The sequence below is a fragment of the Streptococcus oralis subsp. oralis genome, from assembly GCF_002096495.1.
Lineage (GTDB): Bacteria > Bacillota > Bacilli > Lactobacillales > Streptococcaceae > Streptococcus > Streptococcus oralis_CU.
In genome coordinates this window covers 502477-519336 of the sequence record NZ_NCUO01000012.1, presented here as the reverse complement: position 1 = coordinate 519336, position 16860 = coordinate 502477, and the positions used below count along the sequence as shown (strand labels likewise).

Below are 16860 nucleotides of genomic sequence, written 5' to 3'. Positions count from 1 at the left end.
GTTTTTATGACTTATCCGAACCTTTTAGATCGTTTTTTGACCTACGTTAAGGTCAATACTCGTTCTGATGAACACTCTACTACTACTCCAAGTACGCAAAACCAGGTAGATTTTGCGACCAATGTTCTTATTCCCGAAATGAAACGTGTCGGTCTGCAAAACGTCTACTACCTTCCAAATGGTTTTGCTATTGGTACCTTACCAGCTAATGATCCCAGCCTGACACGCAAGATTGGCTTCATCTCCCACATGGACACTGCTGACTTTAATGCTGAGGGAGTTAATCCGCAAGTCATTGAAAATTACGATGGTGGAGTTATCGACTTGGGTGATTCTGGATTTAAACTCGATCCTGCTGATTTCAAGAGCCTTGAGAAATATCCAGGCCAAACGCTTATCACAACTGATGGCACGACCTTGCTGGGTGCTGATGACAAGTCAGGGATTGCTGAAATTATGACTGCTATTGAATATCTGACTGCTCATCCCGAAATCAAACACTGTGAGATTCGAGTTGGTTTTGGACCAGATGAAGAAATCGGTGTTGGAGCTAACAAATTTGATGCTGAAGACTTTAACGTTGACTTTGCTTATACTGTTGATGGTGGTCCGCTAGGTGAGCTTCAGTATGAAACTTTCTCAGCAGCTGGTGCTGAATTGCATTTCCAAGGGCGCAATGTTCACCCTGGTACTGCTAAAGGACAGATGGTCAATGCCCTTCAGCTAGCGATTGATTTTCATAATCAACTTCCAGAGAATGACCGACCTGAATTGACAGATGGTTATCAAGGTTTCTATCATCTTATGGATGTGACAGGTAGTGTCGAGGAGGCGCGTGCAAGCTACATCATCCGTGACTTTGAAAAAGATGCCTTTGAAGCTCGTAAAGCAGCTATGCAAGCCATCGCTGACAAGATGAATCAAGAGCTTGGGAATAATCGCGTGACCTTAACTCTGACAGACCAGTACTACAATATGAAGGAAGTCATTGAGAAAGATATGACTCCTGTTACCATTGCCAAAGCCGTAATGGAGGATCTGGGAATCACGCCAATTATCGAACCAATTCGTGGTGGAACAGATGGGTCTAAGATTTCCTTTATGGGGATCCCAACTCCTAATATCTTTGCTGGTGGTGAAAACATGCATGGACGTTTTGAATACGTCAGTCTTCAGACCATGGAGCGTGCGGTGGATACCATCATTGGTATTGTAGCTTATAAAGACTAAAAAAGACGAGGTAGCTCAGCTACTTCGTCTTTCTTTTTATTCGTTTGGTTGAGCACTTGGCTCAGTCTCACTTTTCTCTTGCTTTTCGCTTGATTGAGAAGCAGTTGTTTCACTGCCTTTCTCAGACTTAGATTGACTGTCAGTTTCACTTGCTTTTGAACGAAGTTCTTGGTTCAAGCTAATGATTTCTTTAGCTAGAGTGAGGAGACCTTCTTTATCACTACTTTTAGCTGCGAGTTGATCAAAAAGGGCATCGACACGTTCAAAGTCAGCATCAGATCCTTTGTTATCCTCTAAGTACTTGTGAAGAGAGAGCAAGATATTATAGAGTTTTTGGTAGATAATCACCGTTTGTGGATCTTGTTCTGCTTCTTTTTTCTCTCGTTGGATAGTCGCTGCAATACGATTTAAAAGATCCTCAAGTTGTGTTTTAGCTTCGTCAAGGTCTGCATTTTCCTTTTCAGTAGCCGCTTTGATATTAGCTGCTTCTTCAGCTAGGGATTGTTTGACACCATCTTCTTTGACACGTGCTAGGAGTTGGGCAGCTTTAGTTAGGAGAGCATCCACTTCTTCCTTCTTAACATGACTAACCCGCTCTTCTGGCATAAAATCACCGTAGAGTTCTTTTAGGAATTCATAGATGGCGGTCTTAGCAGTTTGACTATCTACTTTTTCCGTATCTAGAATAGTCTTACCAACTTTTGTAGAAACGGGTTCTTCTTTGAGAGCTTCTTCTACTTCTAACTTAGTTTGGTAAATAGTTGGGAATAACTTGTTCAAGTCGGTTGCTTTGAGGAAAGATTGTGACTGGTAAAGTTCCCATGTCAACTTGGCAACACGGTTCCGAAGTTCTTCTCTCAAACGACCATCAGACACATGTTCGTAGAAGTACTTGATGTACTCTACTGTTGTAACCCCTGTCCGATCTCGGAAATCTTGCAAGGCCTGCAGTTTCGCTTCAATGACAGCCAACTCTGTCTCATCCTGTGCTAGTTTTGCTTCCTGCAAATGTACCAAAAGATCTTTCTTAGGCAAGCCATAAGTATCTGTATCCAATGTATTGATCTTATCTACTAGAGCTTGGTACTTCTTATCTAAAGGTGAAGTTTCAACCGGTGCCACATTTTGGTCCACATGGATATACTGTTTATTAAAGAGATCCAATGCTGCTAGGTATCCAGCAGTTGAGTTTGTTGCCAATTTTTTCATATTTTCGGTGAACTGCCCCAAAGCAAGTTCAACCCGTCTCTGCATGATTGGCTGGTCTTTGTAGAGACTTCTGCTATCTGCTAAAAGTTGATCCACCTTAGATAGAACTGTTTGTTCATCAAATGCTCCAGGTTGATAGGTCGATTGTAGGGCCGGAATCTTATTTTTCAAAGCTACTTCATAGCCATTTGTCTGAACCTTAATGTAGTGATTGTGATCACCGTGAGGAATCACAAAGCTACCATTCTCTACTTGCAAACTATAAGGAGACACCCCATCACGTAGGGCAGTCGTATAAAGTTCATTTAGGAAATCCAGTTCTGGATTTCCAGTTTGGAGAGGAATACGAACATGTTCTTTTCGAACAGCATAAGGATGGATATGGGTTGGATCATAGGCTTGATCCGGATTTCCAAAGACAAAGAAGCCGTTTGAAATACGAATCGCTTCGAGCGGAACCCCGTAGGTCTGTGAGATATACTTGATTTTTTCTTCATCGCTAGCATCTCTTGAGAAACTTTCCACAGTCTTTGCAAGTGGTTGAACGTGCTGAGACTGATGATTTTCTTTCAAGTGATCTTGGGCAGCTTTGATTTGGGCTGCAGTCAAGTCCTTCTTAAAGAAATAATGAGCGTGATCTCCATGAGAAACTACAAAACCTTGCTCATCTTCACTAATAACACGGTCAGCTGCAAAACCATGATCATGTTCTTCACCGTGGTGGTGGTCATGCTCCTCTCCATCATGGTCATGGTCTTCATGGTTGGTATCCTGACTTCCATGGTCACCGTCTTGGTCATGATGATGATCTGGTTGAGCTGGATGTTCTGCTGGTTTGCTTGGATTTTCCAAAGGTGTTGGCTTCCCACTGTCGCTAGATAAAGGAATCATACGTGCAATCTTTTCTTCCAAGGCAGAAAGTTTTGTATATGGGATGAAATGATAGTGATTTCCGTGTGGAATCGCTACGCCACTTGGTGTTCTGCTCGAAATCTTAGCAGGGTCAAAAATCAAGCCATCTGATTCAGCATAACGTTGACTACTTGGAAGAGCATAGAGTTGCTGCAATAGACTTTGAAGACTCTCAGCTTGATTACTTGGTGTTTCAGCCTGTTGACTTGGGTTGGTAGTTTGACCAGTTGCGTTTGGACTAGGACGATAGTCCGTCACAGTCGGTTGTTTTCTAGTTCCAGAAAGGTAAGCTTGAGCAGCAGCTAATTCGCTAGCAGACAAGGAACTCTTTGGAATGTAGTGGTAATGTCCACCATGAGGAACGATATAAGCATCACCAGTATCCTCTATAATATCAGATGGATTAAAGATGTAGCCATCGTCGGTAGTATAACGGCCTTGTGATCGCGCAAGTGTCACTGCACTGTTAGAAGTTGGTGCATCGTGAGTATGACCTTGTTTTTGGCGTTCAATTTCGTCCTTCGTACGAATATTATCAGCATGAGCCGCATCTTTAAGGTAGACATAATACTTGCCATCCACCTTGATAATGTAGCCACCTTTGATTTCGTTGACAATGTCAGCATCTTTCAGTTGATAATTGGCATCTTTCATCAACAGTTCTTCGCTGAAAATCGCATCAAAAGGAACTTTCCCATTGTAATAATGGAAATGATCACCGTGTGAAGTCACATAACCTTGGTCTGTGATTTTCACGACAATTTGTTCAGCCTGAATGTCTTCTTTTTTGCTAACTTGGTCTGGTGTCTGGGTCTCTGTTTTTTGAGAGTCTTGCTTCCCATCGACATAAGACACACGATTTTTATCTTTGTTTCCTTCTACCTGGTGTTGGTTCAATGCATAGATGCAAAGGCTTAGGGAAAGGACAAGAGCCGATCCTGCTGCAAGGTATTTCTTCTTCATTTTCATCATCTCCTCATTTTAATTCTTCTGCAAGAACATTCATGTTTTCTTCTAGATTTTCTAAGTAAGTTTTGTCATTTTCAGGATCTGCTTCTAAAGGATTGAGGGTCTTTAGGCTAACTCCTGTTGATTTGACCAAAGTCTCAGCGACTTTAGAAGAAGCATTGCTCTCAGTAAAGATGGTTTTAACCTTATAAGTCTTAACGAATTCTTGAATTTCTGTTAGTTGTCTCGGACTTGGCTCTTGTTCAGGTGAAATCCCTGCTATACCAAGTTGTTTCAAACCAAAGCGTTTAGCGAGATAAGAAAAGGCTGTGTGTTGTGTAACAAAGGTCTTTTGACTCGCTTTTTCAAAAATAGGCTGGTACTTCTTAGTCAATTCTTGGGCTTTAGCGATAAAGTTTTTAGCATTCTTTTGATACGTCTCCTTATTAGCACTGTCAATCTCCGAAAGTTTATCCGCAATAATCTGCGCCTCTTCGCCTGCTTTTTCAGGATCTAACCAAGTGTGAGGGTCATAGAGCGTTTTTTCATCAATCCCGTCACCAGCTTCTACATCTTCCAAACCCGGTACACGCTCCAACGTCATCCCTTCAGAAGCTTCTAAAACCTTAACTTTTGAATTTTTCAAGTTAGGATCTAGACTTCCAGCCCAAGATTCGAGCGTATGAGAGTGATAGACAAAGACATCCGCATCATAAATGGCAGCAATGTCATTTGCTGATGGTTCAAAGGAGTGAATCCCACTACTTGACTGAATCATCCGTACATCATTCAAGTCACCTGATACCTCTTTGACCATGGCATAGATTGGGTAAAAACTTGTGACAATCTTCATCCCTTTTGATTCTTGTTTTTCTTTTTGGCTACATGCTCCTAAGACAAGAATCAACAGACTTGCCATTAATAGTAGAATTGTTCTTTTTTTCATCATTACTCCTTAACTAGTATTTAACCATTTAATTAACTAGTAAATAGTTTATCTTTATTTACACTATATGTCAAGATATTTTTCACATTTTCATGAAAAAAATGAGAACTAGAACTTACATTCTATTCTCATTTTCGATTTTAACTTTTCTAGTTCTCCTATCCTGTTTTTAGGAGCTAGAAAATGCTTCTACCTTTACTTGCTCTCCTTTAATAAAGCCAACAACTTTTCAGCTTCAGCCATAATGGTATTGTTATCCTGAGCACCAAATAGCAGGTTATTTTTTAAGCCAGTGAGAGTTTCTTTGGCATTGGACTTGATAATGGGGTCTTGGATCTTTGCAAGTAGCTCTTCAGCCTCTCTCAACTTCGCTTCAACCTTTTCAGTCTCGACCTGAGGTTCTTCTGGTTCCTCTGGTGATTCTTCTTCCGGCTCCTCAGTTGGTTTTGGAGATTCTGGTTTCTCACTTTGAGGCTTCTCTTCGCGCGGCTTTTCTTCCTCAGGTTTGTCTGCCCGAGGTTTCTCTACTGATGGTTTATCCGTATGATTGTTATCAGCTTGACCATTTTGGTTTCTTTGAACATGGTCACTTGCATTTCCCCAACCACTATCTGAATGCGGACGTTCGTTTGGATGTTCGACATAGTACTTCACAGTCGCAAAGAGATCCTCTAAAGTATACCCCTTAGGAGCCTCATAAAGACCTTCGTCAAACCACTCAAATTTGATGTTATGGTAATGGTCATAATGAGGAATAATCAAGCTTCCGTTTTTGACTTCCACAGTATGTTGAAGATTGTAAGGCATACGATCAAGTGGCACCTTCTTAGCTGCTTTCACGCGATTGTAGATAGCTTCTGCTCCCTTAGCCTCAGTTTTTCCTGAATTCTGATGGTCTGTTGAAGGAGGAGTCAAACCTTTCTCTTTAGCATAAGCCTGGGCTGCTGCTCTTTCGGCTTCAGACAAACTATCTTTTTTAATCCAATGGCTATGGGTCATATGTGGGGTTACATAGGCATCCCCCTCATCACTGGTGATATCACGAGGATCAAAGATATAGCCATCTTCTGTTGTATACTTGCCTGCCAACTTGGCTACTTGAATCTCATCATCAGTATAAGCAATTTGCGCATTTAGTTTCCCTAGACGTTCTGGATGACGAATCGGTGCTAGGAAGGTAAGAATATCATCAACTAACTTGACTTTATCGCTTGAGACATCATTGAGACGTTCCAAGAGTCTATCTAAAGCGTCAAAATCAGCTTGGCGCCCTTTATTATCAAGTAAGTCTTGATGAACTCTTGCTAGTAAATCATAAGCCTTATTGTAAAATCCTCGATCACCAGATGGGAGATTGGTTTTCTTAGCTCTGAGTTTATGAGACAAACTTTCTTGCTGGGCTAGTTTACTATCAATGGCTGCTGCTGTTTCTGCTGAAAGTTCCTTGGCAGGAGTATAACGTGAGATTCCATTCTCCTCAAAGACATAGCCATCAGCTACTTTTCGAACCGCCTGTTTAACCAATTTTCCGTCAATTGGATTGCTTGGAGCTGGTTGAGGATTTGGTGCAGGTTGCGGGCTTGGACTAGGTTCCGGAGTCGGTTGTGGACTTGGTTGTTCTGGTCTTGAATCCGGCACCCTATGGTTCGAACTGTACTGTAGAGGAATAATACGAGCGATTCGTTCTTCCAATTCAGACATCTGTGAATAAGGGATGAAATGGTAATGGTTCCCATGAGGCACAGCAACTCCTCTAGCTGTTCGACTTGTAATCTGTGCTGGGTCGAAGACAAGGCCATCAGATTCTACGTGTCGTTGGCTGAGCGGCAAGGCGTAAAGTTGTTTCAGAAGGCTATCAATATCCTCATCACTCTGACTTGCTTGGTTATCGTCGCTACTGTTGTTAGCTGTGTTCGTGTTCGTATAGCTGTTGCTTTGATTGTTATAGCTGTTGCCTTGATTATTATAGGATGGAGTCCATCTATCTACATCGCTGCTAGCACTGTTGTTATTGCTACGGCGATAAGTAGGCGTATTTGATTGGCCACTTCTACCAGATAGAAAGGCTTCTGCAGCAGCCAATTCGCTGGCAGACAAGTCACTCTTAGGAATATAGTGGAAGTGATTGCCATGAGGAACGATATAGGCATCACCTGTATCTTCTATGATATCAGAGGCATTAAAGATGTAACCATCATCTGTGGTATAACGTCCTTGCGAACGTGCCAGAGCTACAGCACCATCGTTTCTTGGAGTCCCACCTTCACGATGTTGACTATGCTCTTGTTTTTGTCGATTGATTTCCGCTTTCGTACGAACATTATCCGCATGGGCAGCATCCTTAAGGTAAACATAGTATTTTCCATCTACTTTGATAACATATCCACCCTTGATTTCACTGACAATATCCTCATCCTTGAGCTGGTAGTTTGGATCCTTCATCAGCAACTCTTCACTGATGATAGCATCATAAGGAACCTTGCCATTGTAATAATGATAGTGGTCGCCATGTGAAGTGACATAGCCCTGGTCTGTTATCTTGATGACGATTTGTTCGGCATTGATACCTTCTTTTTTGCTGACTTCGTCAGGAGTCAGATTCTCTGTTTTTTGCGCCGCCTGTTTTCCATCTATATAGGAAACACGATTATTTTCTTTGACTGTTCTAGCTTGATACAGTCCCAACTCGTAAGAACAGACACTTAAAATTAAAGCTGCCGCAGAACCAGCAAGGTATTTTTTATTAATTTTCATTGAAACTCTCTTTCTTTTTTAATATTTCTATTTGCAATTCATTTCTAAATTGCAGAAACTCCTCTCTATTAATTAACTGGTTAATAGTTTACTCCAAAATTTTCGCCTTGTCAAGCATTTTATGAACCAGTTAAGTATTTTTACTATTTTTTTACTTTTTAATAATTGTTTCAGATACGAGCTATGAAGTCTAACTCTCATTTCCCCAACTTAAAAAATCAAAAAATCCCTGCAACTTAGTTGCAAGGACTTTTCGATTAATCAAAATTAACGTATTCTTTTTGAAGTTCAAGAACTTCTTCCATTGTTGAGCATTCTGTAAGGGCACGGTTTGCGTACTCTTCCATCTTAGCTGTATCGAGTTTCTTCATCAAGCTACGTGTACGAAGGACAGATGTTGCTGACATAGAGAACTCATCCAAGCCCATTCCGACAAGAAGTGGAACAGCCTGTTGGTCACCAGCCATCTCACCACACATACCAGCCCATTTACCTTCAGCGTGAGCTGCTTTGATAACGTTGTTAATCAAACGAAGGATTGATGGGTTGTATGGTTGGTAAAGGTATGAAACTTGTTCGTTCATACGGTCTGCTGCCATTGTGTATTGGATCAAGTCGTTTGTACCAATTGAGAAGAAGTCAACTTCTTTAGCAAATTGGTCTGCAAGCATTGCTGCTGCTGGGATTTCGATCATGATACCAACTTGGATATTATCCGCAACTGCAACACCTTCAGCAAGAAGGTTTGCTTTTTCTTCGTCAAAGACTGCTTTTGCTGCACGAAATTCTTTCAAGAGCGCAACCATTGGGAACATGATACGCAATTGACCATGAACAGAAGCACGAAGAAGGGCACGGATTTGTGTACGGAACATTGCATCTCCAGTTTCAGAAATAGAGATACGAATGGCACGGAATCCAAGGAATGGGTTCATTTCGTGTGGCATATCGAAGTAAGGAAGTTCCTTATCACCACCGATATCCATTGTACGAACAACTACTGGTTTACCATTCATTCCCTCAAGAACAGCCTTGTATGCTTCATACTGCTCGTCTTCTGTTGGGAAGTCTTGAGAATCCATGTACAAGAACTCTGTACGGTAAAGACCAACAGCTTCGGCACCGTTGGCATTGACGCCTTCCACGTCTTTTGGAGTACCGATATTAGCAGCCAATTCAAAGTGTTTACCATCAGCAGTCACTGTTTGAGCATCTTTCAAAAGTGCCCATTCAGCTTTTTGCTTCGCATAAGCTTCACCAGCAGCCTTGAATTCTGCCGCTTGCTCATCAGTTGGGTTGATAATCACTTCACCTGTGATACCGTTAACGGCAAGGATATCACCATCTTTAACAATTTCAGTGATGTTGTTTGTACCCAATACTGCTGCAATTTCAAGCGTACGCGCCATGATAGCTGAGTGGCTTGTACGTCCACCAATGTTGGTTACAAAAGCTTTTACAAAGTTTTTGTCCAATTGAGCTGTATCTGAAGGAGTCAAGTCATGCGCAATCACGATTACTTCTTCATTGATAGAAGCTGGGTTTGGCAATTTTTTACCAAGGAGGTTGGCCAATACACGTTTTGTCACGTCGCGGATATCCGCTGCGCGTTCTTGCATGTATGGGTTGTCTTCCATTCCTTCAAAGATAGTGATAAACATGTCTGTTACTTCTTTCAGACCTGCTTCTGCATTCACTTTCTTCGCACGGATTGTTTCCTTGATTTGGCTGATCATTTCTGGGTCAGCAAGAACCATTAAGTGAGCGTCAAATACTTGAGCTGCTTCTTCACCGAGCGTACCTACTGCTTTCTCGCGAATAACAGAAAGCTCGTCTTGTGATGCCTGTAGAGCGGCATCAAGGCGAGCTTCTTCTGCGTTTGTATCTTCGACTGTAATAGTCTCAAATGACAAATCCGGTTGAACGAGTAGATATGCTTTTGCAACTGCAACACCGTCAGATGCTGCGATTCCTTTAAGCATTTCTGTCATTTTCCTTATGCCAATCCTTCTTTTTCCATAGTTTCAGTGATAGCAGCGATTGCGTCGTCAGCATCTGCACCTTCAGCTGAAATTGTAACGTCAGCACCTTGGCCAACACCAAGACTCATAACACCCATGATAGATTTAAGGTTTACTGATTTACCTTTGTATTCAAGAGTGATATCTGAAGCAAATTTGCTAGCTGTTTGAACCAACAATGTTGCTGGACGTGCGTGAATACCTGTTTCTGCCACTACGTGGAAATCTTTAGAAGCCATAGTTTGACTCTCCTTTAGTTATTTCTTTTTTGGATTATATGTGATAACCCTTACAAGACTGTATTATATCACCTTCTAGATTATTTTTCAAGTGTTTTATGGACTTTCTTCTATTTCCTTTCAGATAACTTGCTGAAAATCTTCTATTTATCTTACCAATATACAGTATATAGTTTTTTTGTTTTGATAAACTTTGATAGTTCAATGAAAACCCAATTTTACACTCTGACAAAACACTATATCTTGTGCTTTGTTTTTGAAACTGTAACTTTTTAGCACAATATTTAGTTTAAAAAGTTTGACAAAGTTTTTTTTTCTGATATACTAAGAAAGTAATCAATTTTGAAAGAGGAGTTACGAAAATGGTAACCATTTATTCTAAAAACAACTGTGTCCAATGTAAGATGACCAAGCGTTTCTTGGACAGCAACAATGTCGCTTATCGTGAGATCAATCTCGACGAGCAACCAGAGTACATCGATCAAGTTAAAGAGCTCGGTTTCAGCGCTGCTCCTGTTATCCAAACACCAACTGAAGTCTTTTCAGGCTTCCAACCAGGAAAACTGAAACAATTAGCATAATCTTAGTACATCATCCAGAAGAGATTGCTTCTAGGGCTAACTTAGAGGCCTTTCTTTTGTAATTAGATAAAGGAAATTTTATGGGATTAAAACATCTTGAGGACGTGACCTACTTCCGTCTCAATAACGAAATCAACCGTCCTGTTAATGGACAAATCATGCTTCATAAAGATAAAGAAGCCTTGGATGCCTTCTTTAAAGAAAATGTAGTTCCAAACACTATGGTTTTTGATTCAATCACTGATAAAATCAACTACCTCATTGAACACAACTACATTGAAACAGCATTTATCAAGAAATACCGCCCAGAATTCTTGGAAGAATTGTCTCAATTTATTAAAGATCAAAACTTCCAATTCAAGTCTTTCATGGCTGCCTATAAATTTTATAATCAATATGCCTTGAAGACGAATGATGGGGAATACTATCTTGAGAGCATGGAAGACCGTGTCTTCTTTAATGCTCTTTACTTTGCCGATGGCGATGAAGCTATCGCAATTGATATCGCAAATGAAATCATCCACCAACGCTACCAACCTGCTACACCATCTTTCCTAAACGCAGGACGTGCACGTCGTGGTGAATTGGTATCCTGTTTCTTGATTCAGGTAACAGATGATATGAACTCTATCGGACGTTCTATCAACTCAGCTCTTCAACTTTCACGTATCGGTGGCGGTGTTGGGATTTCCCTCAGCAACCTTCGTGAAGCTGGAGCCCCTATCAAAGGATATGAAGGTGCTGCTTCTGGTGTCGTTCCAGTTATGAAGCTTTTCGAAGATAGCTTCTCTTACTCTAACCAATTGGGTCAACGTCAAGGTGCTGGGGCTGTTTACCTCAACGTCTTCCACCCAGACATTATCGCCTTCCTTTCAACTAAGAAAGAAAATGCGGATGAAAAAGTTCGTGTGAAGACTCTCTCACTTGGTGTTGTGGTACCAGATAAATTCTACGAATTGGCACGTAAGAATGAGGAAATGTACCTCTTCAGTCCTTATTCTGTTGAAAAAGAGTATGGTGTACCTTTTAACTATATTGATATCACTGAAAAATACGATGAATTGGTCGCAAATCCAAACATTCGTAAGACAAAAATCAAAGCTCGTGATTTGGAAACTGAAATTTCTAAATTGCAACAAGAATCAGGTTATCCTTATGTTGTCAACATCGATACTGCTAACCGTGCAAATCCTGTTGATGGTAAGATTATCATGAGTAACTTGTGTTCAGAGATTCTCCAAGTCCAAGAACCAAGTCTTATCAACGATGCGCAAGAATTTGTTCAAATGGGTACTGACGTTTCATGTAACCTTGGTTCAACAAACGTAGTCAACATGATGACTTCACCTGACTTTGGTCGTTCCATTCGTGCAATGGTACGTGCTTTGACCTTCGTTACTGATAGTTCTCACATCGTAGCTGTTCCTACTATCGACCACGGTAACAGTCAAGCTCATACATTTGGACTTGGAGCTATGGGACTTCACAGCTACCTTGCCCAACAATTGATTGAGTACGGATCACCTGAGTCAGTTGAATTTACAAGCATCTACTTTATGCTTATGAACTACTGGACCTTGGTGGAATCAAATAATATCGCCCGCGAACGTGGTATCACCTTCCACAACTTTGAAAAATCAGACTATGCTAACGGAAGCTACTTCGACAAGTATGTAACTGGTGAATTTGTTCCAAAATCAGACCGTGTTAAAGAACTCTTCAAAGATGTCTTTATTCCAAGTGCTGCTGATTGGGCTGAACTTCGCGAAAAGGTTCAAGCAGATGGACTTTATCACCAAAACCGCCTTGCTGTAGCGCCAAATGGTTCTATCAGCTACATCAACGATGTTTCTGCTTCTATCCACCCGATTACGCAACGTATCGAAGAACGCCAAGAGAAGAAAATCGGTAAAATCTACTATCCTGCTGCAGGTTTGTCAACAGATACTATCCCTTACTACACTTCTGCTTATGATATGGATATGCGTAAGGTGATTGATGTTTACGCTGCTGCAACAGAGCACGTGGACCAAGGACTTTCACTCACCCTCTTCATGCGTAGTGATATTCCAAAAGGTCTTTACGAATGGAAGAAAGAAAACAAACAAACGACACGTGACCTATCTATCCTTCGTAACTATGCCTTTAACAAGGGTATCAAGTCTATCTACTACGTCCGTACCTTTACAGACGACGGTGGGGAAGTTGGTGCTAACCAATGTGAAAGCTGTGTGATTTAAGCATAATTTGAAAGGACTGGATTAATGTGGGTTAGAAATAGATACACTGGACCAGGTGGTGGTCTTTACACCGGACCAGGTGGTGGTCTTTACACTGGGCCAGGTGGTGGTGCTTACACTGGACCAGATGGTGGTCTTTACACTGGGCCAGGTGGTGGTCTTTACACCGGACCAGGTGGCGGTCTTTACACTGGACCAGGTGGCGGTCTTTACACTGGACCAGGTGGCGGTCTTTACACTGGACCAGGTGGTGGTCTTTATACTGGACCAGGCGGTGGTCTTTACACTGGGCCAGGTGGCGGTCTTTACACTGGGCCAGATAGTTCTCCATATATGAGTAATATTCCACCATTAGAAGTTTTTCTAAAAGAACTCGAAAAGAGAAATTTACATCATTACGCAAATATCATTAAAAAGCATTTGCATTAACAAAATATATAGGAGAAATTTTACAAAATGGAAACTTACTACAAAGCCATTAACTGGAATGCCATCGAAGATGTCATCGACAAATCAACTTGGGAAAAGCTGACAGAGCAATTCTGGCTCGATACGCGTATCCCCTTGTCAAATGACCTAGACGACTGGAGAAAACTATCAAACAAAGAAAAAGACTTAGTAGGAAAAGTCTTTGGTGGTTTGACCCTTTTGGATACCATGCAATCTGAAACAGGAGTTCAGGCGCTTCGCTCAGACATCCGTACACCGCATGAGGAAGCTGTTTTCAACAACATCCAGTTTATGGAATCTGTTCACGCAAAATCTTACTCTTCTATCTTTTCAACCTTGAATACCAAGGCTGAAATTGAAGAAATCTTTGAATGGACCAACACTAATCCCTACCTACAAAGAAAAGCAGAAATTATCAATGAAATCTACCTCAATGGTAGCCCACTAGAAAAGAAAGTTGCCAGTGTCTTCCTTGAAACCTTCCTCTTCTACTCTGGTTTCTTCACCCCCCTCTACTATCTCGGTAACAACAAATTGGCCAACGTTGCGGAAATCATCAAACTAATCATTCGTGATGAGTCTGTTCACGGAACCTACATTGGTTACAAATTCCAACTTGGGTTCAATGAATTGCCTGAAGAAGAGCAAGAAAAACTCAAAGAATGGATGTACGACCTGCTCTATACCCTCTACGAGAACGAAGAGGGCTATACAGAAAGCCTCTATGACGGTGTTGGTTGGACTGAAGAAGTTAAAACCTTCCTTCGTTACAATGCCAATAAGGCTCTTATGAACCTAGGACAAGATCCACTCTTCCCAGATTCAGCTGATGATGTCAACCCAATCGTTATGAACGGAATTTCAACAGGAACTTCTAACCACGACTTCTTCTCTCAAGTCGGAAATGGTTACCTCCTTGGTGAAGTTGAAGCCATGCAAGACGAGGATTACAACTACGGTTTAGACTAATTTGACCAATCATTCAAAATATCATGGTTTGTTTAAAACAACCATGATATTTTTGTTTTTGTTTTATTTTGTTTTTTTCTATTTGATTGATTGAGCGTTTTATGGTAAGATAATAATAGTAGAAATCGAGGTGATAAGGATGCTAAAGCAAGAAAAACTAGATAGTATTCTAGAAGCAGTAAATACAAAAGGCACTATTACTGTAAAAGAGATTATGGAGAGTCTTGATGTGTCAGATATGACAGCTCGCCGCTATTTACAAGAACTAGCAGATAAGGATTTGCTGGTTCGTGTGCACGGTGGCGCTGAAAAACTTCGTACAGGTTCTCTCTTAAACAACGAACGCTCAAACGTCGAAAAACAAGGTTTGCAGATTGCTGAAAAACAAGAAATTAGCCGTTTTGCAGGGCATTTGATTGAAGAAGGTGAAACTATTTTTATCGGGCCAGGAACAACCTTAGAATGTTTTGCTCGTGAGCTCCCTATCGATAACATTCGTGTTGTAACAAACAGTCTTCCTGTTTTTCTCATTCTAAACGAACGAAAACTAACAGATTTGATTTTGATTGGTGGAAATTATCGCTCTATCACTGGAGCTTTTGTGGGAACACTTACCCTGCAGGATTTAGCCAATCTTCAGTTTTCTAAAGCTTTTGTAAGCTGTAATGGTATTAAGGATAAGGCAATTGCTACTTTCAGTGAAGAAGAGGGCGAGGTACAACGAATCGCCTTGAACAATGCCAATAAAAAATACTTACTGGCAGACCACAGTAAGTTTAATAAGTTTGATTTTTACAATTTCTACAATATCTCAGAGATTGATACCATCGTTTCAGATTCCAAACTGAGTCAGGAAACATTTGAAGATCTATCGAAACAAACAACCATTCTTTTATCAAAACCATAAAAATTCCCCTGCCTTTTGGCGGGGAATTTTTGTTGAATTTTATTCAATAAGTTGGGTCTCAGCTAGTTTCTTGTACCAGTGAGCTGATTTCTTAGGATAACGCTCCTGGGTTTCAAAATCAACATAGAAGAGGCCGTAACGCTTTTCGTAGCCGTTTGACCAAGAGAAGACATCCATCAATGACCAGATGAAGTATCCTTTGACGTTTGCACCATCAGCAATAGCATCAGATAATACTTCCAAGTGTTGTTTCACATAATCAATACGACCATCATCGTAAACAGTGTTATCGACGAACTCATCTTTATAACCAAGTCCATTTTCAGTGATGTAAATCTTCTTGTAGTTAGGATAATCTTTCTTCACGCGCATAATTTGGTCATACAAACCTTGAGGGTAGATAATCCAATCCCAATCCGTACGTGGTACATAATCAGGAGCTACACGACGACCAACACCTTTGATTTGGTACTTAGAGCTTCCTTTTTCACCCTTACCGTTATGAATGATTTCTGTTTCGCCATCAAAGGCTTGCATCCAATCACTCATGTAGTAGTTAATTCCAAGGAAGTCATTCAGGTCTTTTGCTGCTTCTAGCACAGCGAAGTCTTCTTCACGCAGATCTAAACTTCCACCATTGACTGCTAAGATATGGTTGACACCTTCCATTGTTTCTTCGGAATAGCGTCCTAGATAAGTCGCATCCAAGATAAACTTATTGTGGATGATATCTTCCAGCTCAGCAGCACGAACATCTGCTTGATTTTCAGGATCTAGAGGATATTTAGTAGGCAGGGCATGAACCACACCAATTTCACCTTTATAACCTTTATCTTTATATAGCTTGACTGCACGCGCATGCGACACCATCATATTGTGATGAGATTGGAAGACTTTGGCAAGATCGTACTGAATACCAGGAGGGAATTTACCAACCAAGTATTGACCATCACCGATTGGTCCAATTTCATTGAATGTTGTCCAATAGTTTACTTCTGGAAATTCTTCAAAACAGAAGGCTGCATAATCCACAAAGTGATCAATGTTTTCTCTGTTCAGGAAATCTCCATTTGAATGAAGTGCTTCTGGCGTGTCAAAGTGATGAAGAGTTACAAAGGGCTCAACATGCCGTTTGTGACATTCTGCAAATAGATTATGATAGAACTCAACTCCCTTGGCATTGACTTTCCCGTAACCAGTTGGAAAGATACGTGACCAAGCGATTGAAATACGGATACCATTGACACCATACTCTTCTGCTAGTTTGAGGTCAACTGGGTATTTGTGATAGAAATCACTGGCTGGTTCAGCAGTGTACCAGTAGTTATCTTTGAGGTATTTATCCCAGGCAACTGGTCCTTTACCATCGGTATTGGTCGCACCTTCTGCTTGATAGGCTGCTGTTGCCCCGCCAAAAATAAAGTCTTTTGGAAGTGTTTTTGTCATTTGATTCA

Annotated in this window: 12 protein-coding genes; 6 read left to right on the top strand and 6 right to left on the bottom strand. The window is 40.9% G+C overall.

Features of this window, described 5'->3' with window-relative positions; all coding sequences use genetic code 11:
• Positions 1-6: 6 nt before the first annotated feature.
• Positions 7-1230 (top strand): peptidase T, encoded by a 1224-nt coding sequence (gene pepT / locus B7717_RS07955; protein WP_049477720.1) that lies wholly within the window; start codon positions 7-9, stop codon positions 1228-1230.
• 36 nt (positions 1231-1266) lie between these two features.
• Here pepT and B7717_RS07950 read toward each other — a convergent pair whose 3' ends face one another.
• From B7717_RS07950 to B7717_RS07930, 5 genes are all read right to left on the bottom strand, one after another.
• The gene (locus tag B7717_RS07950; protein WP_084944504.1) at positions 1267-4314 is read right to left on the bottom strand and encodes a pneumococcal-type histidine triad protein; all 3048 of its coding nucleotides are present in this window, start codon (positions 4312-4314) and stop codon (positions 1267-1269) included.
• A 13-nt stretch (positions 4315-4327) separates the two neighbouring features.
• Positions 4328-5245 carry a metal ABC transporter substrate-binding protein gene (locus tag B7717_RS07945; protein ID WP_000747439.1) on the bottom strand — a complete coding sequence of 306 codons (918 nt, stop codon included), beginning with the start codon at positions 5243-5245 and terminating at the stop codon, positions 4328-4330.
• Between the two features lie 195 nt (positions 5246-5440).
• On the bottom strand, positions 5441-7999 hold the full coding sequence (locus B7717_RS07940; RefSeq protein WP_084944503.1) for a pneumococcal-type histidine triad protein: 2559 nt from the start codon (positions 7997-7999) through the stop codon (positions 5441-5443).
• A 257-nt stretch (positions 8000-8256) separates the two neighbouring features.
• Entirely contained in the window at positions 8257-9990 is a 1734-nt protein-coding gene (gene ptsP / locus B7717_RS07935) for a phosphoenolpyruvate--protein phosphotransferase (protein WP_084944502.1), read from the bottom strand.
• Between the two features lie 5 nt (positions 9991-9995).
• Positions 9996-10259 (bottom strand): phosphocarrier protein HPr, encoded by a 264-nt coding sequence (locus B7717_RS07930; RefSeq protein ID WP_000146948.1) that lies wholly within the window; start codon positions 10257-10259, stop codon positions 9996-9998.
• Positions 10260-10621: 362 nt separating this feature from the next.
• Between B7717_RS07930 and nrdH the strand changes: the two genes are divergently transcribed.
• The 5 genes from nrdH (at position 10622) to B7717_RS07905 (ending at position 15406) form a co-directional block, all read left to right on the top strand.
• A complete protein-coding gene (gene nrdH, locus B7717_RS07925; RefSeq protein ID WP_084918449.1) occupies positions 10622-10840 on the top strand; it encodes a glutaredoxin-like protein NrdH in 219 nt (72 codons plus the stop codon).
• Positions 10841-10920: 80 nt separating this feature from the next.
• On the top strand, positions 10921-13080 hold the full coding sequence (gene nrdE / locus B7717_RS07920; RefSeq protein ID WP_084944501.1) for a class 1b ribonucleoside-diphosphate reductase subunit alpha: 2160 nt from the start codon (positions 10921-10923) through the stop codon (positions 13078-13080).
• Between the two features lie 24 nt (positions 13081-13104).
• On the top strand, positions 13105-13509 hold the full coding sequence (locus tag B7717_RS07915; RefSeq protein ID WP_065371755.1) for a hypothetical protein: 405 nt from the start codon (positions 13105-13107) through the stop codon (positions 13507-13509).
• 27 nt (positions 13510-13536) lie between these two features.
• Positions 13537-14499, top strand: a complete 963-nt coding sequence (nrdF, locus tag B7717_RS07910) for a class 1b ribonucleoside-diphosphate reductase subunit beta (RefSeq protein ID WP_000451378.1) — start codon at positions 13537-13539, stop codon at positions 14497-14499.
• A 139-nt stretch (positions 14500-14638) separates the two neighbouring features.
• Complete coding sequence (locus B7717_RS07905; protein WP_084944500.1) at positions 14639-15406, top strand: DeoR/GlpR family DNA-binding transcription regulator; 768 nt, start codon at positions 14639-14641, stop codon at positions 15404-15406.
• Between the two features lie 39 nt (positions 15407-15445).
• On the opposite strand, the gene lacG is transcribed toward B7717_RS07905, so the two are convergent.
• Positions 15446-16852 (bottom strand): 6-phospho-beta-galactosidase, encoded by a 1407-nt coding sequence (lacG, locus tag B7717_RS07900; protein WP_084944499.1) that lies wholly within the window; start codon positions 16850-16852, stop codon positions 15446-15448.
• Positions 16853-16860 lie beyond the last annotated feature (8 nt).